This window comes from Pseudomonas sp. TE24901, assembly GCF_054058375.1.
Map to the genome: position 1 here is coordinate 317836 of NZ_JBSSAF010000001.1, position 23395 is coordinate 341230.

Genomic DNA, 23395 nt, shown 5'->3' on the forward strand with positions numbered 1-23395 from the left:
CCATCAGATAGCGACGTCGGCCTTGATGCTTGGGTCGGCGTCGTAGCCCACGATTTCGAAGTCTTCGAACTTGTAGTCGTAGATCGACGCCGGTTTGCGTTTGATCACCAGCTCCGGCAACTTCTTCGGCGTACGCGCCAGTTGGGTGCGGATCTGTTCCATGTGGTTGCTGTAGGCATGGGTGTCGCCGGTGGTGACGATGATCTCGTGAGGGATCAGGTCGCACTGCTGGGCCAGCATGTGGGTAAGCAACGCCAGGGCGGCGGTGTTGTACGGCAGGCCGAGGAAGACGTCGGAGCTGCGGATATACAATTGCATCGACAGGTGGCCGTCGTGCACAAACGCCTGGTACAGCAGGTGGCACGGCGGCAGAGCTTGTTTGCCGTCGAGCGCGTTTTGCTGCGGGCTCTTGGTTTCGTCGGGCAGGTACTCGACGTTCCAGCCGTGGAACAGGATGCGCCGGCTGTTGGGGTTGTTCTTCAGCGTGTCGACCATGTAGTCGATCTGGTTGATCGTGCCGCCGTCCTTGGTCGGCCAGGCAGTCCACTGCTCGCCGTACACCGGGCCGAGGTCGCCGTCTTCGGTGGCCCATTCGTCCCAGATACGCACGCCGTTTTCGTTGAGCCACTTGATGTTGGTGTTGCCGCTCAACATCCAGATCAATTCGTTGGCGATGCTTTTGAAGTGAAGCTTCTTGGTGGTCAGCAGCGGGAAGCCGTCGGCCAAGTTATGCCGATACTGACGGGCAAACACGGCCTTGGTGCCGGTGCCGGTGCGATCGCCCTTGGTCAATCCATTGGTCACGACGTCGTTCAGTAGTTCGAGATATTGCTTCATGTGTGTACCTGTATCAAAGAAGCCGGGGCTCGCAAGCCCCGGCATTCGAATTTAAAGCGCGGCGTTCTTCAACGGCTGTGGGCGATTGTACGCCCACCACAGCAGGCCCAGACCACCCAGGATCATCGGCAGGCTGAGGATCTGCCCCATGGTCACCCAACCCCACGCCAGGTAGCCCAGCTGTGCATCCGGCACGCGGACGAACTCGACGATGAAGCGGAAGATCCCGTAGAACAGCGCGAACATGCCGGACACGGCCATGGTCGGGCGCGGCTTGCGCGAGAAGATGTAGAGGATAAGGAACAGCGCCACGCCTTCCAACGCGAATTGGTAAAGCTGCGACGGGTGGCGCGGCAGTTGCGCCGGGTCGCTGAACGGCGGGAACACCATCGCCCACGGCACGTCGCTAGGCTTGCCCCACAGCTCGGCGTTGATGAAGTTGCCGATACGCCCGGCACCCAGGCCGATCGGCACGAACGGCGCGACGAAGTCCATCAGTTGGAAGAACGACTTGCCGTTGCGACGGCCGAACCACCAGGCGGCGATCATCACGCCGATAAACCCGCCGTGGAACGCCATGCCGCCCTTCCACACCTCGAAGATCAGCGTCGGGTTGGCGATGTAGGCCGACAAATCGTAAAACAGCACATACCCCAGGCGTCCGCCGACGATCACCCCCATCGACATCCAGAACACCATGTCGGAGAGTTTCTCCTTGGTCCAGGTCGGGTCGAAGCGGTTCAGGCGCCGGGAGGCCAGCACCCAGGCACCACCGATGCCGATCAGGTACATCAACCCGTACCAGTGGATTTTCAGCGGACCGATGGCCAAGGCCACCGGGTCGATCTGCGGGTAAGGCAGCATTGCGACTCCTCGTTAAATCATTTAGTCATGACGCACCGGACCATGCCGGTGTGCGATTAAGCCTGCGTTACAGCCGCTATTTCAAATTAAGAAGTTCACACGCACCGAATCGCTTGGCATGTTAACGGATGGAAGGCACGCGACCCAACTGGATACGATGGAACGCCTCCGCCCGAGTGGGTAGAGTGGCAAGAAACACAAAAGGGATCGCCTGATGTGCCTGATTGTTTTCGCCTGGCGGCCGGGCCACGCCCAGCCGCTGATCGTCGCGGCCAACCGTGATGAGTTCTACGCCCGCCCCAGCCTGCCCCTGGCCCAGTGGCCGGATGCGCCCGAGGTCTATGCCGGCCGCGACCAGGAAGCGGGCGGCACCTGGCTGGGGGTGAACGCCGACGGGCGTTTTGCTGCCCTGACCAACATCCGTAACCCGCACCAACCACCGGCACGCAAGTCCCGGGGGGAGCTGGTGGCACGTTTTCTCAGCGGTTCGCTGCCCATTGATGAGTATTTGGCCGACGTTAACGGACGTTCCATTGAATATGCCGGGTTCAACCTGCTGGTGGGCACGCGGGATGAGCTGTGGCATTACAACGCCAATGACTCCGAGCCCACACGGTTGAAGGTCGGGGTTTATGGGCTGTCGAATGCGGGGCTGGATACGCCGTGGCCCAAGTTGCTCAAGGCCAAGGCGGCGTTGAACGCCGTGCTGGATGATCCGCAGCCGGAGGCTTTGCTGGATATTTTGAGTGACCCGCAGACGGCGCCGTTTGCTGACTTGCCGGATACCGGGGTGGGGTTGGCGACGGAGAGTCTGTTGTCGAGTGTGTTTATTGCCAGCCCCAGTTATGGGACGCGGGCGAGTACGGCGTTGATTGTGAATGCTGACGGGACGCGGCGGATGGTGGAGCGTAGTTTTGGGCCGCATGGCGGGCGGCTTGGCGAGGTGGAACTGCATATTTGACGGCGCTTGGACCGGCCTCATCGCAGGCAAGCCAGCTCCCACAGTTCGAATGCATTTCAACTGTGGGAGCTGGCTTGCCTGCGATGACCGCGCCTCGGTCTAAAGGGTTTTGGCAGAAGCCGGGTTGATCATGCGCGTCAGTCCCAGGTTCTTCAGCGCCAACTGCAGCGAGCTGTGGATAACTTGCGGGTTGTCGATGGTCATCAACTCCTCCAGCAGTTCCTTGGCCATGCCCAGTTCAACCTGGCGCAGCATCCACTTCACCTTCGGCAAGTTGGTGGCGTTCATCGACAGGCTGTCAAAACCCATCGCCATCAACAGCACCGCCGCCGCCGGGTCACCGGCCATTTCACCGCAGATACTCACCGGCTTGCCTTCGGCATGGGCGTCGCGCACCACATGTTGCAGAGCTTGCAGCACCGCCGGGTGCAGGTAGTCGTAGAGGTCGGCCACCCGTGGATTGTTGCGGTCCACGGCCAGCAGGTATTGGGTCAGGTCGTTGGAGCCCACCGACAGGAAGTCCACCTGCCGCGCCAGTTCCTTGGCCTGGTACACCGCTGCCGGGATTTCGATCATCACGCCAATCGGCGGCATCGGTACGTCGGCGCCTTCATCGCGCACTTCGCCCCAGGCGCGGTGGATCAGGTGCAGCGCCTCTTCCAGCTCATGGGTGCCGGAGATCATCGGCAACAGGATGCGCAGATTGTTCAGGCCTTCGCTGGCCTTGAGCATGGCGCGGGTCTGGACGAGGAAGATTTCCGGGTGGTCGAGGGTCACGCGAATGCCGCGCCAGCCGAGGAAGGGGTTGTCTTCCTTGATCGGGAAATACGACAGTGACTTGTCGCCGCCGATGTCCAGGCTGCGCATGGTCACCGGCAACGGGTGGAAGGCTTGCAGTTGCTCGCGATAAATCGCCAGTTGCTCCTTCTCACTCGGGAAACGCTGGTTGATCATGAACGGCACTTCGGTGCGGTACAGGCCCACCCCTTCGGCGCCGCGCTGTTGCGCGCGAGCCACGTCGGCCAGCAGGCCGGTGTTGACCAACAGCGGCACACGGTGGCCGTCGAGGGTCACGCACGGCAGTTCGCGCAAGGAATCCAGGCCCAGGGCCAGTTGTTTCTCTTCCTCGACCACTTCGCCGTATTGCTTGCGCAGCACGTCGCTGGGGTTGGTGAACACTTCGCCGCGATGGCCATCGACGATCATGTCGATGCCGTCAACCTTGGCATACGGCAGGTCGACCAGGCCCATCACCGTCGGAATGCCCATGGCGCGTGCCAGGATCGCGACGTGGGAGTTGCCCGAACCGAGTACCGAGACCAGGCCTACCAGTTTGCCTTCCGGCACTTCGCCGAGCTGGGTGGCCGTCAGCTCTTCACTGACCAGAATGGTGTTGTCGGGGAACACCATGTTGGTGTTCCGGTCTTCCTGCAGGTAGGCCAGCAGGCGGCGACCCAGGTCGCGCACGTCCGAGGCCCGCTCGCGCAGGTAGTCGTCGTCCATCATTTCAAAGCGGTTGACGTGATCGGTGACCACCTGGCGCAGCGCGCCCTGGGCCCACTGGCCGGTCTTGATCACGGTCTTGACTTCATTCCCCAGGGACGCGTCGTCGAGCATCATCTGGTACACGTCGAACAGCGCGCGCTCTTCGGGGCGCAGTTGAGTGGCCAGCTTGTTCGACAGGTTGCGCATGTCGGCGCGCACGCCTTCCAGGGCCGTCTTGAACAGTTTGATTTCGGCGTCGATGTCGGTGACGGTCTTGTCCGGCACCACGTCCAGGTCTGCCGGTGGCAACATGACCACCGCCGTACCGACGGCAGCGCCCGGCGAACCCGGCACGCCGACGAACTTGGCTTCCTGGATGCCCTTGCCTTCACGGCCCAGGCCGCGAATCGAGCCGGTGGCCTCGGCGTGGGCGATAACCCCGGCGAGTTGCGCGCTCATGGTCACGAGGAAGGCTTCTTCACCTTCGTCGAACTGGCGGCGTTCTTTCTGCTGGATGACCAACACGCCGACGACGCGGCGGTGGTGAATGATCGGTGCGCCGAGGAACGAGGCGTAGCGCTCTTCGCCGGTTTCGGCAAAGTAGCGATAACGCGGGTGATCAGCCGCGTTTTCAAGGTTCAGGGGTTCTTCACGCGTCCCCACCAGGCCCACCAGACCTTCATTGGGCGCCATGCTGACCTTGCCGATGGAGCGCTTGTTCAAGCCCTCGGTGGCCATCAGGACAAAACGGTTGGTCTCGGGGTCCAGCAGGTAAACCGAGCAGACCTGGCTGCCCATGGCTTCCTTGACGCGCAACACAATAATCCCCAACGCCGCCTTGAGATCCTTGGCGGAGTTAACTTCCTGGACGATCTTGCGCAGCGTATTGAGCATGGCTCGGGGTCGAACTCCGTCGTCAGTCGCGCGCTAAAAGGCGCGGGGCAAGCTCTTTGAGAGCGCGACGATAAACTTCGCGCTTGAATGTCACCACCTGGCCCAACGGGTACCAATAGCTGACCCAGCGCCAGCCATCGAACTCCGGTTTACCGGTCAAATCCATCCGCACCCGCTGCTCGTTGGAGATCAGGCGCAGGAGAAACCATTTCTGCTTCTGGCCGATGCACAGCGGTTGGCTGTGGGTACGCACCAGGCGTTGCGGCAAACGATAGCGCAACCAGCCTCGGGTGCAGGCCAGAATTTGCACATCTTCGCGCTCCAGGCCGACTTCTTCATTCAACTCACGGTACAAGGCGTCTTCAGGGGTTTCGTCGGGGTTGATTCCGCCTTGAGGAAACTGCCAGGCATCTTGGTTGATTCGGCGAGCCCATAGCACCTGTCCGGCATCATTCGTAAGAATAATCCCGACATTAGGACGGAAACCATCGGGGTCGATCACGGCAACAACCTCGCAAACGCATGTCGCCGCATTGTTCCACAAAGGTTGATCAAGCGGCAACGAGGCTTCTTACCTTATGTGCACTCTTGTGAAAAGACCGTATTCTGGACGCCTTTTTACAGACTTTTCAGCGAGTAACTGCAATGCGCCTGGCTTTATTCGACTTGGACAACACCCTCCTCGGCGGTGACAGCGATCACGCCTGGGGCGATTACCTCTGTGAACGCGGGATTCTCGACCCGGTGGCCTACAAGGCCCGCAACGACGAGTTCTACCAGGATTACCTGGCCGGCAAGCTGGACAATGCCGCCTACCTGAACTTCAGCCTGGAGATCCTCGGGCGCACCGAGATGGCCCAACTTGACGAGTGGCACAACGATTTCATGCGCGATTGCATCGACGCGCTGATGCTGCCCCTGGCTGCAGAGCTGCTGGCCAAGCACCGCGCCGCCGGCGACAAGCTGGTGATCATCACCGCCACCAACCGCTTCGTCACCGCACCGATTGCCGCACGCCTGGGCGTGGACACCCTGATCGCCACCGAGTGCGAGATGGAAAACGGCCGCTACACCGGGCGCAGCACCGACGTGCCGTGCTTCCGCGAAGGCAAGGTGACACGCCTGAACCGTTGGCTGGAAGAGACCGGGTATAGCCTGGAAGACAGCTACTTCTATAGCGATTCGATGAATGACCTGCCGTTGCTGGAGCAGGTGACCCATGCGGTGGCGGTGGATCCGGACCCGAATCTGCGGGCTGAGGCCGAGAAACGTGGCTGGCCGGTGATTACCCTGCGTAACTGAGGGCCCCTTCGCGAGCAAGCCCGCTCCCACATTTTGACCGCATGCTCATGTTGGTACTCGGTCGAGTGTGGGAGCGGGCTTGCTCGCGAATGCAGACGACTCGGTCTCAAGCCTTAAACCGGCTTGGCACCCATCAGCCCGGCAATCGCCACAAACCCCACCAGGCTGACCACCGCCAGCACCAGCGTGAAGTTGAGGCTACCGCCCTCGCCTTTACGCAGGCGGTTGAGCCGCGCCACCAGCCAGAACCAGGCCAGCGCCGCCACGGTATAGAGGATGCTGGAACCCAGGATCCAGGTCTGCCCCAACGGCCAGCCGATCAGGTGCACCAGCCACCAGCCGGTAAACGGCATGCTGACCACGCACACGCCCATCAACAGCCACACGAACGCCCACGGCCGCTGTACGGTCGCCGCCGCGCCGGCACTGCGTTTGCGCCAGGCCAGCAGCGCCAGGCCGAGGCCGCTGAGCAGCAGCAACGCCGTGGCCGCGATGTGAATAACTTTCAGGGTGGTCAGGGGTTCCATGTCTCGTCTTCCTTATAGGCCGCCCCAATCAGCGTAGTCGCTCAACCGAGGAACAGTGTGTAGGCCGGGTTATCGCTTTCATCCCAGTACGGGTAGCCGATGGCCTCCAGGGCTGCCGGTACCAGGTGACGCTCGTCCGCCGGCACTTGCAGGCCGGCGACCACACGGCCGTCGGCTGCGCCGTGGTTGCGATAGTGGAACATCGAGATGTTCCAGCGCCCGCCCAATTTGTTAAGAAAGTTGAACAAGGCGCCCGGGCGCTCGGGGAATTCGAAACGCAACACCACTTCATCGCTGACTTTGGCCGCGTGCCCACCGACCATATGACGAATGTGCAGCTTGGCCAGTTCGTTTTCGGTCAGGTCCAGCACCGGGAAACCCTGGCTGGTCAGGCTGGCGATCAGCGCGCTGCGCGGGTCGTTTTCCGGGTGGGTCTGCACGCCAACAAAGATGTGTGCCTCGCTGCCGGAGTGGTAGCGGTAGTTGAATTCGGTGATCTGGCGCTTGCCCACGGCTTCGCAGAACGCCTTGAAGCTGCCCGGCTTCTCGGGAATGGTCACGGCGATGATGGCTTCGCGGCCCTCACCCAGCTCGGCCCGCTCGGCCACGTGGCGCAGGCGGTCGAAATTGACGTTGGCGCCGGAGTCGATGGCCACCAGGGTTTGCCCAGTGACGCCACGGGTTTCGACGTACTTCTTGATCCCGGCCACGCCCAGGGCGCCCGCAGGCTCGGTGATGGAGCGGGTGTCGTCGTAGATGTCCTTGATCGCCGCACAGATTTCATCGGTGCTCACGGTGATCACTTCATCCACATAGTCCTTGCAGATGTCGAAGGTGTGCTGGCCGATCTGCGCCACCGCCACGCCGTCGGCGAAAATGCCGACGGTCGGCAATACCACGCGCTCACCGGCTGCCATCGCAGCTTGCAGGCAGTTGGAGTCGTCGGGCTCGACGCCGATGATCTTGATGTCCGGGCGCAGGTATTTCACGTACGCCGCAATACCGGCGATCAGCCCGCCGCCGCCCACCGGTACGAAAATCGCGTCCAGCGGCCCCGGGTGCTGGCGCAGGATTTCCATCGCCACGGTGCCCTGCCCGGCAATGGTGTGCGGATCATCGTAGGGGTGAATGTAGACGTAGCCTTTTTCGTCGACCAGTTTCAGCGAGTAGGCCAGGGCTTCCGGGAAGGAATCACCGTGCAGCACCACTTTGCCGCCACGGGAGCGCACACCTTCGACCTTGATCTCCGGGGTGGTCTTGGGCATCACGATGGTGGCTTTGACCCCCAGCACCTTGGCCGCCAGGGCCAGGCCTTGGGCATGGTTGCCCGCCGAGGCCGTGACCACGCCGCGCGCGCGCTCTTCGCTGCTCAGTTGGGTCAACTTGTTGTAGGCACCGCGAATCTTGAACGAGAACACCGGCTGCAAGTCTTCGCGCTTGAGCCAGACCGTGTTGCCCAGCCGCTCGGAGAGCTGACGAGCGGTCTGCAGCGGGGTTTCTACGGCAACGTCGTAGACGCGCGAGGTGAGGATCTTTTTGACGTACTGTTCAAGCATCGGCGGGCTTCTACTTTCACGGTTTGGCAGGGCCAAGGAGTCTAACCCGGCTTTTGGCCGGGCGACCACACGAATCCCGAGGTTTTGTTGGGTTATACTCGCCGCCCTCGATAACTCCCCGCCCGTTCCGGAGCCCGCATGACCCAGGATCAACTCAAACAGGCAGTGGCCCAGGCCGCCGTCGATTTAATCCTTCCTAAACTCGACGACAAGAGCATCGTCGGTGTCGGCACCGGCTCCACCGCCAACTGCTTCATCGATGCACTGGCCCAGCACAAGGGCGCCTTCGACGGCGCCGTGGCCAGCTCCGAAGCCACCGCCGCGCGCCTCAAGGGGCACGGTATTCCGGTGTACGAGCTCAACACCGTGAGCGACCTGGAGTTCTACGTCGACGGCGCCGATGAAAGCGACGCGCACCTGAACCTGATCAAAGGCGGCGGCGCAGCCCTGACCCGCGAGAAGATCGTCGCGGCCGTGGCCAAGACGTTCATCTGCATCGCCGACGCCAGCAAGCTGGTGCCGGTACTCGGCGCATTCCCGCTGCCGGTGGAAGTGATCCCGATGGCCCGCAGCCACGTGGCCCGCGAATTGGTGAAACTGGGCGGCGACCCGGTGTACCGCGAAGGCGTGTTGACCGATAACGGCAACATTATCCTCGACGTGTTCAATATGCAGATCACCAACCCCGTGGAGCTGGAGACCCAGATCAACGCGATCGTGGGTGTGGTGACCAATGGCTTGTTCGCGGCGCGCCCTGCCGACGTGCTGCTGCTGGGGACTTCCGAAGGCGTGAAAACCCTCAAGGCCTGACACGAAACCTAATGTGGGAACGGGCTTGCCCGCTCCCACATAAGCCGGCTCCTACAGTGTGGTTCAGCGTTTTCAGGGATTGGGTTTCTTGAAGACGTAGAACAGGTTCGGCTCACTGGTCAGATACAGCGTGCCATCGTCGTCCATCGCGATCCCTTCCGCTTGCGGCACACGCTTTTTCAGGCCGTGGCGCCCAGCGAGCAAAGACAGGCTGCTCAACGGGCGACCGTCAATATCCAGTTCCAACACCAGGAACGACTCATCCGACAGCGCCAGCAAGTGGCCACTGCGCTCGTCGTACTGCAGGCTCGACAGGTCCCGCACAAACAGCCCGGCGTCGCGCCTGGGGTTGTTGATCACGTGGACTGAGTAGGTTTTTTCCGGCTTGAAATGGGGAAACCCGTGCACCTCGTAGATCAGCATCGGGTCGCGCTCCTTGGCGACAAACAGCCGCTTGCCCACCGAGTCATACGCCAGGCCTTCAAAGCCCTTGTTGCCCCCAATATGCACACCCAGGGTCATTTGCTCTGCATCGGCGGCGTCGAGGAACTGGGTGTCGTCGTCCACATGCACCTTGATCAAGCGCTGCTGGCGCTCGTCGCTGATCACATAAATGTTGTCGCTGATGAACTCCACCGCCTCGGCATCGCCAAAACCCACCAACGCAATACGCCGCAGGATCTTGCCCTCCAGGGACAGCTCGATCAGCTCGGCATTTTTATTGGTGACGGTAAACAGGCTCTTGCGCACCGGGTCGTAGGTGAGCGCCGAGACATCATTATCGAGGCCCTCGATCACCCGCGCTTCGACCGCGACGCGGTAATCCGCCAGGCCGATGGAACGCTCATTGGCAGGCTGGCGCCAGGCCTGCCAGTTGAACCATGCACGCTCGAACAAGCGAAAGTGCTGCGCAAAGGCCCCGGCGCTGATCAGGGCAATCAGCACCAGCATGAATAGAAGGGGTTTGGGGCGGGCAAATCGACGCATCGGACGGGCTCAAAGTCAAAAGTGGCGAAGGAATATCACGCCCGTCTGAATTTAAACTTAAACGCTGCGGAGTGTCTGGCGAATGCCGCTAATAGAGACTTATCCGACGTAATCGTCGGATTACTTCTGCTTTTCGAAGCGGTAGAACAAGTTGGGCTCACTGACCATGTACAGGGTGCCGTCTTCATCCATGGTCACGCCTTCGGCGCGGGGGATGGTGTTCTTGAGGCCGTTGAAACCGCCGAGCAAGGTCATGAAACTGACTTGCTTGCCCTTTTCATCCAGCTCCAGCAGCAAGTGGGAGTCGGCCGACAGTGCCAGCAAGTGGCCCGTGCGCGGGTCGACGGCCAGGGCAGAGAGGTTGCGCATGTCCAGCTCGGTCGTGGCGACTTTTTGCTTGTCGCCGGTCAGCGTGCTGCCATCGCTTTTCCAGGTGAACAGCGCGGGCGGGCGCTCTTCACCGAGCACAATGTGCTGGTTACGCTTGTCCCAGGTGACGCCTTCAAAGGCTTTGTTCTGGTCCTTGGAAGGGCCCAGGTCGTAGCTTTTGAAGTCAGCGATGTTCAGTTGCTGGGTGCTGGCGTCGACCTTGACCACCGTCAGGGTGTGCATGCGCTCATCGACGATGGCCATCTGGCCGTTTTCCATCACCGTGACGCCTTCCGGGTTGTTCCAGCCATTGAGCGGCATCTTGCGCAGCACATCGCCTTGCAGGCTCAACTCAACAAGAAAAGGGTTCTTGCCCATGACGGAAAACAGGGTTTTGGTCTGCGGGTTATAGGACACATCCGAAGCTTCGTCCTTCTCCATGCCGGGCAGCAACTTGCCATCGATGACCGCGTGGTAGTCCGGCAGCCACACACTTTCCTGGCGCTCTGCCTGGGTTTCGAAGCGCTCCATCACCCACAACACGCCGCGATCGTCCCAATGCATCGCCCACGAAACGCCATAGACGATGGCCCCCGCCAGGAACAGCCAGGAATACCAACGCAGGGCAAAACGGGAGCGGGGCTGGGGTGTGGCGGAAGGCAGAGGCACGGCCATTGAGCGCTTTTCCAGAAAGTCAGCTTAAGGTGATAGCACAGGATCAACGGGCCCGCGTGCTGAAGGCTGAGGATTATCCGGATGGCGTGTGAAAAAAATGCAAAGAACGATGCTTGAGGATGAACACAAACCCCTCTGGGAGCTGGCTTGCCTGCGATGCGGGCAGCTCGGTCTGTCAGTTACACCGAGGTGATGCTATCGCCGGCAAGCCGGTTCCTACGAAGGGAGAGGGGTTTAGCGAACGTGGCTTTCGAAGCGGCTGACGCCTGGCAGTTCCAGCACCAGCTCGTCGCCGACATTCAGCGGGCCCACGCCCACCGGGGTGCCGGTGAGGATCACGTCGCCGGCCTGCAGCGAGAAGCAACCGGCCATGTACTGGATCATCGGGATGATCGGGTTGAGCATGATCGCGCTGTTGCCGTCCTGGCGAACCTCACCGTTGATGGTCAGGCGGATGCCGATATCGGTCACGTCCGGGAAGGTGCTGCCCACCACGAAGGGTGCAATCACCGCCGCGCCGTCAAAGGACTTGGCGATTTCCCACGGCAGGCCCTTGGCTTTCAGCTCGGCCTGCTTGTCGCGCAGGGTCAGGTCCAGGGCCGGGGCGAAACCGGAGATGGCGTCCAGCACTTCTTCACGGCTCGGCTTGGTCGACAACGGCTTGCCGATCAATACCGCGATTTCCGCCTCGTAGTGCACCGAACCGCGCTCGGTCGGGATGGCGAAGCCGCCTTCCAGCGCGACCACGCAACTGCCAGGCTTGATGAACAGCAGCGGCTCGGTCGGTACCGGGTTGTCCAGTTCCTTGGCATGTTCGGCGTAGTTACGCCCGATGCACACCACTTTACCCAGGGGAAAGTGGATGTTGGTGCCGTCGACATACTTGTGCTGGTAGCTCATGGAACGACTCCTTCAGGGGCGATTAAACAGCGAAGATCTTGCCAGGGTTCATGATCCCGTTCGGGTCGAACACGGCTTTCACGGCTTTCATGTACTCGATTTCCACCGGCGAACGGCTGTAGGTCAGGTAATCACGCTTGGTCATGCCCACGCCGTGCTCAGCGGAGATCGAGCCGTTGTACTTCTCGACGGTTTCGAACACCCACTTGTTCACGGTGGCGCACTTGGCGAAGAACTCATCCTTGCTCAGGTTTTCCGGCTTGAGGATGTTCAGGTGCAGGTTGCCGTCGCCAATGTGGCCGAACCAGACGATTTCGAAATCCGGGTAGTGTTCGCCGACGATCGCGTCGATTTCCTGCAAGAACGCTGGGACTTTGGAGACAGTGACCGAAATATCGTTCTTGTACGGGGTCCAGTGGGAAATGGTCTCGGAGATGTACTCGCGCAGTTTCCACAGGTTGTGCAGTTGGGTTTCGCTCTGGCTCATCACGCCGTCCAGCACCCAGCCCTGCTCCACGCAGTGTTCGAAGGTTTCCAGGGCGTGGTTGGCGACTTCTTCGGTAGTGGCTTCGAATTCCAGCAGGGCGTAGAACGGGCATTCGGTCTCGAACGGCGCCGGCACGTCACCACGACCGAGGACCTTGGCCAGGGCCTTGTCGGAGAAGAATTCAAAAGCGGTCAGGTCCAGCTTGCTCTGGAACGCGTGCAATACCGGCATGATCGAGTCGAAGTCGGTGGTACCCAGCACCATGGCAGTGAGGTTTTTCGGTGCACGGTCCAGGCGCATGGTGGCTTCCACCACGAAGCCCAGGGTGCCTTCGGCGCCGATGAACAGCTGGCGCATGTCATAGCCGGTGGCGTTCTTGATCAGGTCGCGGTTCAGCTCCAGCACATCACCCTTGCCGGTGACGACCTTCATGCCAGCCACCCAGTTGCGGGTCATGCCGTAGCGAATAACCTTGATCCCGCCGGCATTGGTGCCGATATTGCCGCCAATCTGGCTCGAACCGGACGACGCGAAGTCCACCGGGTAGTACAAGCCTTTTTCTTCGGCGACGCTCTGCAACTGCTTGGTGACCACGCCCGGCTGGCACACGGCGGTGCGGTCGGTGAGGTTCACGTCGAGGATCTGGTTCATGTAGTCGAACGACACCACCACCTCGCCATTGGCCGCCACAGCGGCTGCCGACAGGCCGGTACGCCCACCGGATGGCACCAGCGCCACCTTGTGTTCATTGGCCCAACGGACGATGGCCTGCACCTGCTCGATGGTCTTGGGGAAGACGATGGCCGTGGGTGCGGGGGCGAAATGCTTGGTCCAATCCTTGCCGTAAGCCTCCAGGGAGTCTGCATCGGTCAGCACTTTGCCAGGCTCAACCAGGGTCTTTAGCTCATCAATCAGGGCAGGATGGGTCATCGACAGAACTCTCGAACAATTCATGGTCATCCTGAGAACGCTTCACGTCGCAGGAATGAGTGTTTAGCGGGGCGCGTATGCTAGCATACCGCCCCCGCAGGACAGAGCCCAAGGGCGTTTCTGCGGTGACGGCTTTCCTGCCGTCCGGGTCAGCTTAAGCGATCCGATTCCCTGCCATTTTTCTCCGGGATACAGGTTTACGCAGATGAGCAAGACTTCTCTCGATAAGAGCAAGATCAAGTTCCTTCTTCTGGAAGGCGTCCACCCATCGGCTGTCGACGTTCTGAAAGCCGCCGGGTACACCAGCATTGAGTACATCACCAGTTCTCTGCCGGAAGCCCAGTTAAAGGAAAAGATCGCCGACGCGCACTTTATCGGCATTCGCTCCCGCACTCAGCTGACCGAAGAGATCTTCGATCACGCCAAGAAACTCGTGGCGGTTGGCTGTTTCTGCATCGGCACCAACCAGGTCGACCTCAACGCAGCGCGCGAGCGCGGCATCGCGGTGTTCAACGCACCGTACTCCAACACCCGTTCCGTTGCGGAGCTGGTGCTGGCCGAGGCCATCCTGCTGCTGCGCGGCATCCCTGAGAAGAACGCTTCCTGCCACCGTGGCGGCTGGATCAAGAGCGCGGCCAACTCCTTTGAAATCCGTGGCAAGAAGCTGGGTATCGTCGGTTACGGTTCGATCGGTACTCAACTGTCGGTCCTGGCTGAGGGCCTGGGCATGCAGGTGTTCTTCTACGACACCCTGACCAAGCTGCCATTGGGCAACGCCACCCAAGTGGCCAGCCTGACCGAACTGCTGGGCATGTCCGACATCGTCACCCTGCACGTTCCGGAAACCGCTGAGACCCAGTGGATGATCGGCGAGAAGGAAATCCGCGCCATCAAGAAAGGCGGCATCCTGATCAACGCAGCACGTGGCACCGTGGTCGAGCTGGACGCCCTGGCCGACGCGATCAAGGACAAGCACCTGATCGGCGCCGCCATCGACGTGTTCCCGGTGGAGCCACGCTCCAACGACGACATCTTCGAAAGCCCGCTGCGCGGCCTGGACAACGTGATCCTGACCCCGCACATCGGCGGCTCCACCGCTGAAGCCCAGGCCAACATCGGCCTGGAAGTGTCGGAGAAGCTGGTCAAGTACAGCGACAACGGTACTTCCGTATCGTCCGTGAACTTCCCGGAAGTGGCCCTGCCGGCTCACCCTGGCAAGCACCGCCTGCTGCACATCCACCAGAACATTCCTGGCGTGATGATGGAGATCAACAAGGTCTTCGCGGAAAACGGCATCAACATCTCCGGTCAGTTCCTGCAGACCAACGAGAAGGTTGGCTACGTGGTAATCGACGTCGACGCCGAGTACTCGGACCTGGCGCAAGAGAAGCTGCAGCACATCAACGGCACGATTCGTAGCCGCGTGTTGTTCTAAGGTTTCACCTGCACCATAAAAAAGGGAGCCCTCAGGGGCTCCCTTTTTTTCATCTGAACAAATCTTACTTAACGTTAACCGTGATCACTTTGGACGCTACAGTCGGGTTGAACTGCATGTGCAGTTTGTCGCCCGCCACCAGTTGCAAGGTGTGCTTGCCTGGGGTGAGGGTCAGTTCGGTTTCGGTCTGGGCCTTGCCGTAGTGGATCACGGTGTCGGTGGCCGGGATTGGCACGCTGGCGTCAGGCAGTTCTTTCTGGTCGACCAGCAAGTGGTGGTGGCCGGTGCCTGGGGTCTGGTCAGTGGCCGGAGCCAGTTTCAAGCCTTCCATACCGAATTTGACGGTGAAGGTCTTGTCGACGGTGGCGCCGTCTTTTGGCGAAACGATAAACACCTTGGCGCCTTCAGGTGGAGCACTGCGCGGGATACCGTCGGCGGCGGTGGCCAACATTGAAGCACCCAGCAGCAGGCTGGCAATCGTTGCTCGGGACAAAAGGGCTTTCATTCGCTTCTCCAGTTTTTCCAGGAAATCTGTTGGGTTATGACAACTTCGCGGCAAATTGCTGTCCAAGGCACTCAACACACCATAGCAAAGCGATGCTGAACGGCGCCTCGCACAGATGAATACTTTAGGAGTGACCATGCGCCTTTCGCCTGGCCTTGTACTTTTGCTTTCCTTCCTGAGCCCTCTGGCTCATGCCGAGTTGATCGACGATGTGTTCGATCGCGGCGAACTGCGTATCGCCCTCGAAGCCAACACCCCACCCTTTAACTTCAAGGACGGCGACAAACTCACCGGCTTTGAAGTGGAGCTGGGTGAACAACTGGCCAAGGAAATGGACGTGCGCCCCTCATTCATCACCTCCGACGACAGCGACCTGCTACCCGGCGTGGAAACCGGCAAGTACGACGTGGCCATCAACCATATCGCTATGACTGCCGAGCTGCGGGATCGGTTCGATTTCAGTGAGGCTTATAAGGAAACACCTGAACTGGCGATTCCATTCCATAAAGGCAACCCGGCCTTCAAAAATAGCCTGGACAAGGCGCTGCAGCACATCAAGGCCGATGGCCGCTTGAAGGCGCTGACGCAAAAGTGGTTTGAAAACGAGCCCGTCGCCAAGACCCAATAACACGCTGTAGGAGCCGGCTTGCCGGCGATAGCGGCCTCAAGTTGTTCGCAAACCTTAAGGGCCTCATCGCCGGCAAGCCGGCGCCTACAGGTTATTGAGTGCCTGGGCGGCTTGGGGGAGTTCCAACTCGCTGAAGACGTGCACGCCATGGCGCTTGAGCAGCGCCGCCGTCACCCCCTCGCCGCTCACCTTCACCCCCGAGAACGTGCCGTCATAGGTCAGCAGGTTGCCGCACGACGGGCTATTGGCCTTGAGAATGGCGATACGGATATTGTGTTGCTGCACCAGCGCCAGGGCCTGGCGGGCACCGTCGAGAAACGCCTCGCTGAAATCCTCGCCGTCGGCGGTCAGCACCCGGGCACGGCCTTCCCACACATCCAGCCCTTGCCCGCCCGGGATTTCGGCCGCAGGCCTGGGGGTGGGCAACCCACCCGCCACTTCCGGACAGATCGCGACCACCCGCCCCTCGGCCTGCCATGCGGCCAACTGATCGAACGGCCCGCTGCCAGCGCCGTCGTAGCGCACCTTGTGCCCGAGCAGGCAACGGCTGACGAGGATCTTTTCCATGGTTAAAACGGCTCGTTGCCACGCCGACGGAACCAGCCCGTGAGGGACAGCCGCTCACGCGTCGCCGGCAAGACTTCGTGGGGCACCTCGCCCGACAGGAACACCACCAGGCAACCGCCGTTGGGGTCTACGTCGTACTCTGCGCCGTCCTTGAGGTACATGCGCAACTGGCCGCCGTGTTCGGGCAGCCAGGCATCATTCAAATAGACCACTGCCGACACCATGCGCCGGTCATCGTCGCGAAAGCGGTCCACATGTTTTAGGTAGAACGCTCCTGGCGGGTACATCGCAAAGTGGCTTTCGAAATCCTCAAGGCCCAGGAACAGGTCGCGATTCATCGCCTGGCGCAGGCCGTCCATCAAGCCCATGTAGGTGCCGCAGACAGCAGCATCACCCTCTTCCAGCCACTGGATATGGTCACCGCGAATCCCCTCGCGGATCTCCTGGGCCGGGCCGCGCCCGACCGCAGCCGGTGCCAACTCACCTTCGGCTTTACGTTTACGGCACTCAGCCGCCAATTCCAGGGTCAGAGCCTGGGGCAGGAAGCCGTCCTGCCGGGACCAGCCTTTTTCGGCGAGGTCGTCGACAATACGTTGCAACAGCGAGTGATCGAGGGGAATTTGCATGGCGCGCATAGTATCCATACGCCTGTGAATCCGACAGAGCCGCCGAGCGTCTGAATACACTTTAGTCAGGTGACCTATAGGATTTCTCGACAAATCCTACGCCCGACACGGACAATAGTGGCCGACTGACAGGAGTCCATATGCGTCGTTTGTTTTTTTCCGTGCTGATGTTCTGCGTTTTGCCCGCTTGGGCAGACGGCCATGACCAGTTGTACAAGGTCGCCGGCTGGGCCGAACAACGTGCGCATTTCAATGACGCCCTGAGTGCCGCCCAGCAACGCTATCGCAATAGTCTGCCGCCAGCGGTGTACCAGGCACTGGTGGACAACAGCAATAAACGCTTCGCCGCCCAGGCCGTGGACCAGCGCGCCGAGGCGCAACTGCGCAAGAACCTGGCGGACCCCAAGCCCGCCCTGGCGTTTTTCCAGTCGCCCCTGGGCCGCAAGATTGTCGCCGCCGAGCTGCTCGCCACCCGCCGTGACCAACTGGCAAAGAACGCCCAAGGCCTGCCGAAAATTGAAGCCGACGCCACCCGTAGCCTGATCATCGGCCACCTGGCCCAGGCGCTGCCGGCACGCGAAGCGGGCGCCGAGGTCAGCCTGGCGATTGCCGGTGTGGCCGCCGACAGCCTGAGCCAGATGATCCCCGGCCTGCTGGGGGGCGGTCAGGCCCAAGGCATGCTGAACGGTCAGCGCGAGCGGTTGATGCAGCAGATCGGCAATGACCTGAACAACACGCTGCTGTACGTCTATCGGGATTTGTCCGACCCGGAGCTGGAAGAATTCGCCACGTTTGCCGAGTCGCCGGAAGGCAAGGCGTATTACCAGGCAGCGTTGGCGGCCATTCGCGCCGGCCTGGCGGTCGGCCAAAGCACCTCAAGCCTGTCGCAATAACCCGCCTTGTAGGCGCTGGCTTGCCGGCTCCTACACAGGGGCGGTGTTATTTCAGATGGGCTGTTAGATACCGGAAGTACTCTTCACGAATCTCGGGAACCTCATTGGCCAGGTGATGCCTGCCACGCGGCAGCATCAGCACCTCAGGCTGGTTGAACTTGCCCCGCAGCACCTGCAGGTTGTGCTGCCAGTCCACCGTCATGTCCTCCTCCCCCTGGATAATCACCGGCCGCCGTGGGCTGCGCGGTGCGGCTTCGATACGTTTGATCCAGCGGGCGAGCGCGCCCACCCAGGCGGTGGGCAGTTGGCGCGGCTGCAGCGGGTCGGCTTCCAGGAACGGCTTGAACGCGGGGTCGTTGGTGTTCTCGCTGAACCGCCGCGCAATGCCTTTTACAAACGGGCGCAGCAGGTAATAGCTGACCTGCGACCAGCCCCACGCACGCGGCCGTACCAGCGGTGACAGCAGGAAGGTCTTGCCCTGGGCCGGGCTGTCGACGCCATGGTTGAGCAGGTGATCCACCACCACCGCCCCGCCGGTGCTTTGCCCGAACAGGTGCCAGGGTTGGGGCAATTGCAGGGCCGATGCCTGGGCAAACAGCGCCTGGACCACGTCCTGATACACCGAAAAATCATTGATGCTGGCCCGCGCGCCACTGGACAGGCCATGGCCCGGCAGGTCGCAGGCGATCACCACGAAGCCCTGGTCCAACGCCCAGTCCACCACGTTGCGGTACAGCCCCATGTGGTCGTAGAAACCGTGGAACAGGAACATCGTCGCCACCGGCGCCTTTGGCCACCAGACCTGCGCCACCACCTCGAAACCGTCGACCTCGAAGCGCCCCAGGCGGCTCACCGCAGGCACCGTGCGCTTGGCCAGGTCGAGCCCGTAGAAACGCTGGTAGACCCGCGCCTCGGCACTGAGCGGTTGCGCATCCACCAGGGGGCGCAAGCTGTCGCGCAGATGATCGGGGTCAAAGGTGACGGGCATAAAGGGTTCCAGACTGACGGCGAAGATGAATATCGAGCTGCGATATTCATCTGTCAGGACAAGCATGGCAAGCTACGCGACCTTCGAGGATTGATCTGAATGCGACAGCCTTACCGTACTGCCTTGTTCGCCAGCCTGATCCTGATCATCTGCGCCGGCGTGCTGTGGGCGGCCTACGACTGGTTCCAGGGCCGCTACCTGCGGGCCTTCAGCGAGCACACGGCGGTGTTTTCCGGTGATGCCCTGCGCCTGCCCGCCGAGCTGAGCGGCCCGGGTCCGATTCGCCTGGTGCATTTCTGGGACCCGGCCTGCCCGTGCAATGTCGGCAACCAGCAACACTTGGGCGAGCTGATCGAGCAATACGCGCCCCACGGCGTCCAATTCTATGCCCTGCAAAAAGCCGGCAGCCACGGCAAGCTGCCCGACAACCTGCGCCAGATGAAAACCCTCACCGTCCTGTCCGGCGCCGACCAGGTGCCCGCCAGCCCCGCCGTGGGTATCTGGGACCGCAGCGGCAAGCTCGCGTATTTCGGGCCCTACAGCGAAGGGCTGACGTGCAATTCCAGCAACAGTTTTATCGAGCCGATCCTCAAAGCCCTTGAAGCCGGACGCGAGGTGAATGCCACGCACACCCTGGCGGTGGGCTGCTATTGTTCGTGGCCTAAGGATCTGTAGCCGTTACCCTCACTCTTGGTAAGGAATGTTCATGAAGCGCGTCTTGCAGGTTTTCGCGGTTCTGGTGGTGCTGCTCGCCTTCGCGGGCGGTTGGTACGTGTACAGCAAGCAACCCACCCGCCAGGGCACGGTCACGCTGGCCGGCCTGCAAGGCTCGGTTACGGTGCGCTACGACGACCGGGGCGTGCCGCATATCCGCGCTGAGAACGAGACCGACCTGTACCGTGCCCTGGGCTATGTGCACGCCCAGGACCGCCTGTTCCAGATGGAAATCATGCGGCGCCTGGCGCGGGGCGAACTGGCTGAAGTACTCGGCCCCAAGCTGCTGGACACCGACAAGCTGTTTCGCAGCCTGCGCATTCGCGAACGCGCCTTGAGTTACGTGGAACAGCTGGACCACGACTCGCCTGCGTGGAAGGCACTGCAAGCCTACCTGGACGGGATCAACCAGTATCAGGACAGCCACGCCAGCCCCATGGAATTCGACGTGCTGGGCATCCCCAAGCGGCCGTTTACCGCTGAGGACACCATCAGCGTCGCCGGCTACATGGCCTACAGCTTTGCCGCCGCGTTTCGCACCGAACCCCTGCTGACTTACGTACGCGACCAACTGGGCAGCGACTACCTGAAAGTCTTCGACCTGGACTGGCAACCCAAGGGCGCGCTGAACCTGGCTGCCAGCGACTGGCAAAACCTCGGCGCCCTGGCCTCTCTCAGCGAGCAGGCCCTGGCCGAAAATGGCTTGCCGCAGTTCGAAGGCAGCAACGCCTGGGCCATCAGCGGCAGCCGCACCAAGAGCGGCAAGCCGTTGCTGGCGGGCGACCCGCACATTCGCTTTTCGGTGCCGTCGGTGTGGTACGAGGCGCAACTGTCGGCGCCGGGGTTTGAGTTGTACGGCTATCACAACGCGCTGGTGCCGGTGGCGTTCCTGGGGCACAACCTAGACTTCGGTTGGAGCCTGACCATGTTCCAGAACGATGACCTCGACCTGATCGCCGAGAAGGTCAACCCGGACAACCCCAACCAGGTCTGGTACCACGACCAATGGGTGAACATGACCACCAGCGAGCAGCAGATTGCCGTGAAAGGCCAGGCGCCGGTGACCATCACCCTGCGCCAGTCGCCCCACGGCCCGATCGTCAATGACGTGCTGGGTGAGAACGCCGGCAAGACGCCGATTGCCATGTGGTGGGCCTTCCTCGATACCCAAAACCCGATCCTCGAAGGGTTCTACCAGCTCAACCGTGCCGACACCCTGGCCAAGGCCCGGGCGGCAGCGGCCAAGGTATCTGCGCCGGGCCTGAACATCGTGTGGGCGAACGCCAAGGGCGATATCGGCTGGTGGGCGGCAGCGCAGTTGCCGATCCGCCCGGCGGGTGCCAATGCCGGGTTCATCCTCGACGGCAGCACCGCCCAGGCCGACAAGCTGGGCTTCTACCCCTTCAGCGCCAACCCCCAGGAAGAAAACCCGGCGCGCGGTTATGTGGTGTCGGCCAATGCCCAGCCGGTCTCGCCCACGGGCATGGAGATTCCGGGCTATTACAACCTGCCCGATCGTGGCCAACAGTTGAACGCGCAGTTGAGCGACAAGAGCGTGAAGTGGGACGTGAACAACAGCCAGGCACTGCAGCTAGGCACCACCACCGCCTACGGCCCTCGGTTGCTGGCGCCGCTGTTGCCGGTATTGCGCGACGTGGTCAAGGACCCGGCGCAGCTCAAGCTGGTGGAGCAACTGGCCGCCTGGAAAGGCGACTACCCGCTGGACTCCACCAGTGCCACGCTGTTCAACCAGTTCCTGTTCAACCTCACCGACGCCGCCTTCCACCCCAAGCTGGGCGACGCCCTGTTCAAGACCCTGCTCGGCACCCGCGTGATCGACGCCGCCCTGCCACGCCTGGCAGCCACGCCGGATTCGCCGTGGTGGGATGGCAAGCGCGCCGACACCGTCAAGCTCGCCTGGGACAACAGCCTGGCGCACCTCAAAGCCACCTTCGGCGATGACTCCAGCCAATGGCAATGGGGCAAGGCGCACACCCTGACCCACGGCCACCCGCTGGGCACGCAGAAGCCATTGGACAAGGTGTTCAACGTCGGCCCGTTCCCTGCGCCGGGCACCCACGAAGTACCCAACAACCAATCCGCCATGATCGGCCCGGCGCCGTGGCCCGTGACCTACGGCCCGTCGACCCGCCGCCTGATCGACTTCGCCGACCCGGCCCACGCCCTCACCATCAACCCGGTGGGGCAAAGCGGCGTGCCGTTTGATGCACATTATGGGGATCAGGCGGAGACGTACATCGAGGGCGGGTATGAGCAGGCGCATTTCAGTGACGAGGAAGTGACGGCGAATACGCGCGGCACCCTGAAATTGCTGCCCGCCCGATAGCAACTTGAAATAGGGTCAAAATGTGGGAGCGGGCTTGCTCGCGAATACGGTGGATCAGTCGATATTTCTGGTGACTGATACCCCGCATTCGCGAGCAAGCCCGCTCCCACATTTGATTTGTGTTGTGGCGACTATCGTGCCCGCAACCGCCCCGGCGCCTCGCCGTAGGTCTCCTTGAATTTCTTGCTGAACGCCGCCTGGGACTGGTAACCCACCTGGGCGGCGATATCCAGCAGGCTCAGGCGCGATTGGCGCAGCAGGTTGTACGCCAGCTCCATGCGCAACTGTGTCAACAACAGCCACGGCGAGACACCCGCGACTTTCACAAAAGCCCGCATGAAGGTCGCCCGCGACATCGTTGCCACCGCCGCCAGATTGTCGATGGTCCATTCGTGCCCAGGCTCGGCCAACATTGCTTGCCAGGCCTTGCTCAGGCGTTTGTCAGCCAACAGCGCGAACGTGCCGGCGACCGGCGCCTGGCGGCTCAGCCAGGTGCGCAGGATGAGGGTGAAGAGCGCCGATGACAGCGCATCGATAAAAGTCCGTGCGCCCAGCTGCTGCCCGTCCGCTTCACTGCGCATCAGGGCGATCAACGCCGCCAGTTGCCCATCGCCCTGCCACTCGCGGCTGGACACCACCAGGTATTCCGGCAGCGCACCGAACAGCAACGACTGGCGGTTGTAGTGAAAGGAGCCACACAGCATATCGATGTCCGGCTGGTTGCCGCCCAGGCGATGCACCTTGAGCAGCCCGCCGTCGATCACCTGTGGCGGCTTCGGCGCAGTCCGTGCGCCCTGGCTGCGCAGCAAGTGGGTGGCGCCACCGGGCATCAACAGAATATCCCCGGGTTCCAGGGTCACCTGCTGGCCGCCCGACAACTCGGCCCGGCAGGTGCCGCTGAGCACGATGTGGTATGGCGCCACGCCAAATGCTTCCGGCGCGTGGTCCATGGCCCAGTCGCCCTGGAACTGGCACCGCAGGTCCAGGCTGCCGCGCAGGTTGGCCAGCGCGATAAGGGTGTCGATCGAATTCATTTGCGAACATCGGTCAAAAAGATGAGCGGATTGAACAATAACGCCAACCCCGAACGGCACACACTGGCTTCACA

The 23395-nt window shown here is 61.7% G+C and carries 23 protein-coding genes; 8 read left to right on the top strand and 15 right to left on the bottom strand.

Annotated elements, in window-relative coordinates:
- Nucleotides 1-3: 3 nt before the first annotated feature.
- Nucleotides 4-837 (bottom strand): thymidylate synthase, encoded by an 834-nt coding sequence (locus tag ACVWVP_RS01460; protein WP_176996808.1) that lies wholly within the window; start codon nt 835-837, stop codon nt 4-6.
- A 51-nt stretch (nt 838-888) separates the two neighbouring features.
- The gene (gene lgt, locus ACVWVP_RS01465; RefSeq protein ID WP_176996809.1) at nt 889-1701 is read right to left on the bottom strand and encodes a prolipoprotein diacylglyceryl transferase; all 813 of its coding nucleotides are present in this window, start codon (nt 1699-1701) and stop codon (nt 889-891) included.
- A 214-nt stretch (nt 1702-1915) separates the two neighbouring features.
- Between lgt and ACVWVP_RS01470 the strand changes: the two genes are divergently transcribed.
- A complete protein-coding gene (locus ACVWVP_RS01470) occupies nt 1916-2662 on the top strand; it encodes an NRDE family protein (RefSeq protein ID WP_457404300.1) in 747 nt (248 codons plus the stop codon).
- A 99-nt stretch (nt 2663-2761) separates the two neighbouring features.
- On the opposite strand, the gene ptsP is transcribed toward ACVWVP_RS01470, so the two are convergent.
- Nucleotides 2762-5041, bottom strand: coding sequence for a phosphoenolpyruvate--protein phosphotransferase (gene ptsP / locus ACVWVP_RS01475; RefSeq protein WP_457404301.1), 2280 nt, complete (start codon nt 5039-5041; stop codon nt 2762-2764).
- 22 nt (nt 5042-5063) lie between these two features.
- A complete protein-coding gene (locus ACVWVP_RS01480; protein WP_003176750.1) occupies nt 5064-5543 on the bottom strand; it encodes an RNA pyrophosphohydrolase in 480 nt (159 codons plus the stop codon).
- A 143-nt stretch (nt 5544-5686) separates the two neighbouring features.
- Between ACVWVP_RS01480 and ACVWVP_RS01485 the strand changes: the two genes are divergently transcribed.
- A complete protein-coding gene (locus ACVWVP_RS01485) occupies nt 5687-6343 on the top strand; it encodes a histidinol-phosphatase (RefSeq protein ID WP_259172315.1) in 657 nt (218 codons plus the stop codon).
- Nucleotides 6344-6456: 113 nt separating this feature from the next.
- Here the strand turns inward: ACVWVP_RS01485 and ACVWVP_RS01490 are convergent, their stop codons facing one another.
- On the bottom strand, nt 6457-6870 hold the full coding sequence (locus ACVWVP_RS01490) for a DUF2269 family protein (RefSeq protein ID WP_457404304.1): 414 nt from the start codon (nt 6868-6870) through the stop codon (nt 6457-6459).
- A gap of 41 nt (nt 6871-6911) precedes the next feature.
- Nucleotides 6912-8456 carry a threonine ammonia-lyase, biosynthetic gene (ilvA, locus tag ACVWVP_RS01495; RefSeq protein WP_256732832.1) on the bottom strand — a complete coding sequence of 515 codons (1545 nt, stop codon included), beginning with the start codon at nt 8454-8456 and terminating at the stop codon, nt 6912-6914.
- Between the two features lie 108 nt (nt 8457-8564).
- Here ilvA and rpiA point away from each other — a divergent pair, with 108 nt between their 5' ends.
- Nucleotides 8565-9236 (top strand): ribose-5-phosphate isomerase RpiA, encoded by a 672-nt coding sequence (gene rpiA, locus ACVWVP_RS01500; protein WP_017253881.1) that lies wholly within the window; start codon nt 8565-8567, stop codon nt 9234-9236.
- A 72-nt stretch (nt 9237-9308) separates the two neighbouring features.
- On the opposite strand, the gene ACVWVP_RS01505 is transcribed toward rpiA, so the two are convergent.
- The 4 genes from ACVWVP_RS01505 to ACVWVP_RS01520 all read right to left on the bottom strand — a co-directional run bounded on the left by ACVWVP_RS01505 (nt 9309) and on the right by ACVWVP_RS01520 (nt 13584).
- Entirely contained in the window at nt 9309-10223 is a 915-nt protein-coding gene (locus ACVWVP_RS01505; protein WP_178919987.1) for an SdiA-regulated domain-containing protein, read from the bottom strand.
- Nucleotides 10224-10343: 120 nt separating this feature from the next.
- On the bottom strand, nt 10344-11267 hold the full coding sequence (locus ACVWVP_RS01510; protein ID WP_457404306.1) for an SdiA-regulated domain-containing protein: 924 nt from the start codon (nt 11265-11267) through the stop codon (nt 10344-10346).
- A gap of 234 nt (nt 11268-11501) precedes the next feature.
- Complete coding sequence (locus tag ACVWVP_RS01515) at nt 11502-12167, bottom strand: fumarylacetoacetate hydrolase family protein (RefSeq protein ID WP_176996819.1); 666 nt, start codon at nt 12165-12167, stop codon at nt 11502-11504.
- 22 nt (nt 12168-12189) lie between these two features.
- Nucleotides 12190-13584, bottom strand: coding sequence for an FAD-binding oxidoreductase (locus tag ACVWVP_RS01520; protein ID WP_457404308.1), 1395 nt, complete (start codon nt 13582-13584; stop codon nt 12190-12192).
- Nucleotides 13585-13789: 205 nt separating this feature from the next.
- Between ACVWVP_RS01520 and serA the strand changes: the two genes are divergently transcribed.
- Entirely contained in the window at nt 13790-15019 is a 1230-nt protein-coding gene (gene serA, locus ACVWVP_RS01525; protein ID WP_003195214.1) for a phosphoglycerate dehydrogenase, read from the top strand.
- A 64-nt stretch (nt 15020-15083) separates the two neighbouring features.
- Here the strand turns inward: serA and ACVWVP_RS01530 are convergent, their stop codons facing one another.
- Nucleotides 15084-15524: a DUF4399 domain-containing protein gene (locus ACVWVP_RS01530; protein ID WP_176996821.1), complete on the bottom strand. Its 441-nt coding sequence runs from the start codon at nt 15522-15524 to the stop codon at nt 15084-15086.
- Nucleotides 15525-15660: 136 nt separating this feature from the next.
- Here ACVWVP_RS01530 and ACVWVP_RS01535 point away from each other — a divergent pair, with 136 nt between their 5' ends.
- On the top strand, nt 15661-16152 hold the full coding sequence (locus ACVWVP_RS01535) for a transporter substrate-binding domain-containing protein (protein WP_457404310.1): 492 nt from the start codon (nt 15661-15663) through the stop codon (nt 16150-16152).
- Nucleotides 16153-16236: 84 nt separating this feature from the next.
- Here ACVWVP_RS01535 and ACVWVP_RS01540 read toward each other — a convergent pair whose 3' ends face one another.
- Both ACVWVP_RS01540 and ACVWVP_RS01545 read right to left on the bottom strand, forming a co-directional pair.
- On the bottom strand, nt 16237-16719 hold the full coding sequence (locus ACVWVP_RS01540) for a DUF523 domain-containing protein (protein WP_178919984.1): 483 nt from the start codon (nt 16717-16719) through the stop codon (nt 16237-16239).
- Between the two features lie 2 nt (nt 16720-16721).
- Nucleotides 16722-17354 (bottom strand): 2OG-Fe(II) oxygenase, encoded by a 633-nt coding sequence (locus ACVWVP_RS01545; protein ID WP_176996903.1) that lies wholly within the window; start codon nt 17352-17354, stop codon nt 16722-16724.
- Between the two features lie 131 nt (nt 17355-17485).
- Here ACVWVP_RS01545 and ACVWVP_RS01550 point away from each other — a divergent pair, with 131 nt between their 5' ends.
- A complete protein-coding gene (locus ACVWVP_RS01550; RefSeq protein ID WP_178919983.1) occupies nt 17486-18238 on the top strand; it encodes a DUF2059 domain-containing protein in 753 nt (250 codons plus the stop codon).
- Nucleotides 18239-18284: 46 nt separating this feature from the next.
- On the opposite strand, the gene bipL is transcribed toward ACVWVP_RS01550, so the two are convergent.
- On the bottom strand, nt 18285-19226 hold the full coding sequence (bipL, locus tag ACVWVP_RS01555; protein WP_457404313.1) for a phospholipase BipL: 942 nt from the start codon (nt 19224-19226) through the stop codon (nt 18285-18287).
- Nucleotides 19227-19325: 99 nt separating this feature from the next.
- Here bipL and ACVWVP_RS01560 point away from each other — a divergent pair, with 99 nt between their 5' ends.
- Together ACVWVP_RS01560 and ACVWVP_RS01565 are read left to right on the top strand one after the other, a co-directional pair.
- Nucleotides 19326-19901 (top strand): DUF6436 domain-containing protein, encoded by a 576-nt coding sequence (locus tag ACVWVP_RS01560; protein WP_178919981.1) that lies wholly within the window; start codon nt 19326-19328, stop codon nt 19899-19901.
- A gap of 31 nt (nt 19902-19932) precedes the next feature.
- Nucleotides 19933-22287, top strand: coding sequence for a penicillin acylase family protein (locus tag ACVWVP_RS01565; protein WP_457404315.1), 2355 nt, complete (start codon nt 19933-19935; stop codon nt 22285-22287).
- A 131-nt stretch (nt 22288-22418) separates the two neighbouring features.
- Here the strand turns inward: ACVWVP_RS01565 and ACVWVP_RS01570 are convergent, their stop codons facing one another.
- The gene (locus ACVWVP_RS01570; RefSeq protein ID WP_457404317.1) at nt 22419-23321 is read right to left on the bottom strand and encodes an AraC family transcriptional regulator; all 903 of its coding nucleotides are present in this window, start codon (nt 23319-23321) and stop codon (nt 22419-22421) included.
- Nucleotides 23322-23395: the final 74 nt, after the last annotated feature.

Coding starts and splice junctions, on each gene's coding strand:
- ACVWVP_RS01510 (WP_457404306.1), bottom strand. CDS start 11,267: ATGGCCGTGCCTCTGCCTTCCGCCACACCCCAGCCCCGCTCCCGTTTT.
- ACVWVP_RS01565 (WP_457404315.1), top strand. CDS start 19,933: ATGAAGCGCGTCTTGCAGGTTTTCGCGGTTCTGGTGGTGCTGCTCGCC.
- ACVWVP_RS01485 (WP_259172315.1), top strand. CDS start 5,687: ATGCGCCTGGCTTTATTCGACTTGGACAACACCCTCCTCGGCGGTGAC.
- rpiA (WP_017253881.1), top strand. CDS start 8,565: ATGACCCAGGATCAACTCAAACAGGCAGTGGCCCAGGCCGCCGTCGAT.
- ACVWVP_RS01545 (WP_176996903.1), bottom strand. CDS start 17,354: ATGCGCGCCATGCAAATTCCCCTCGATCACTCGCTGTTGCAACGTATT.
- ACVWVP_RS01505 (WP_178919987.1), bottom strand. CDS start 10,223: ATGCGTCGATTTGCCCGCCCCAAACCCCTTCTATTCATGCTGGTGCTG.
- ACVWVP_RS01520 (WP_457404308.1), bottom strand. CDS start 13,584: ATGACCCATCCTGCCCTGATTGATGAGCTAAAGACCCTGGTTGAGCCT.
- ACVWVP_RS01535 (WP_457404310.1), top strand. CDS start 15,661: ATGCGCCTTTCGCCTGGCCTTGTACTTTTGCTTTCCTTCCTGAGCCCT.
- bipL (WP_457404313.1), bottom strand. CDS start 19,226: ATGCCCGTCACCTTTGACCCCGATCATCTGCGCGACAGCTTGCGCCCC.
- ACVWVP_RS01470 (WP_457404300.1), top strand. CDS start 1,916: ATGTGCCTGATTGTTTTCGCCTGGCGGCCGGGCCACGCCCAGCCGCTG.
- ACVWVP_RS01540 (WP_178919984.1), bottom strand. CDS start 16,719: ATGGAAAAGATCCTCGTCAGCCGTTGCCTGCTCGGGCACAAGGTGCGC.
- ACVWVP_RS01490 (WP_457404304.1), bottom strand. CDS start 6,870: ATGGAACCCCTGACCACCCTGAAAGTTATTCACATCGCGGCCACGGCG.
- lgt (WP_176996809.1), bottom strand. CDS start 1,701: ATGCTGCCTTACCCGCAGATCGACCCGGTGGCCTTGGCCATCGGTCCG.
- ACVWVP_RS01550 (WP_178919983.1), top strand. CDS start 17,486: ATGCGTCGTTTGTTTTTTTCCGTGCTGATGTTCTGCGTTTTGCCCGCT.
- ptsP (WP_457404301.1), bottom strand. CDS start 5,041: ATGCTCAATACGCTGCGCAAGATCGTCCAGGAAGTTAACTCCGCCAAG.
- serA (WP_003195214.1), top strand. CDS start 13,790: ATGAGCAAGACTTCTCTCGATAAGAGCAAGATCAAGTTCCTTCTTCTG.
- ACVWVP_RS01530 (WP_176996821.1), bottom strand. CDS start 15,524: ATGAAAGCCCTTTTGTCCCGAGCAACGATTGCCAGCCTGCTGCTGGGT.
- ACVWVP_RS01515 (WP_176996819.1), bottom strand. CDS start 12,167: ATGAGCTACCAGCACAAGTATGTCGACGGCACCAACATCCACTTTCCC.
- ACVWVP_RS01460 (WP_176996808.1), bottom strand. CDS start 837: ATGAAGCAATATCTCGAACTACTGAACGACGTCGTGACCAATGGATTG.
- ACVWVP_RS01560 (WP_178919981.1), top strand. CDS start 19,326: ATGCGACAGCCTTACCGTACTGCCTTGTTCGCCAGCCTGATCCTGATC.
- ACVWVP_RS01570 (WP_457404317.1), bottom strand. CDS start 23,321: ATGAATTCGATCGACACCCTTATCGCGCTGGCCAACCTGCGCGGCAGC.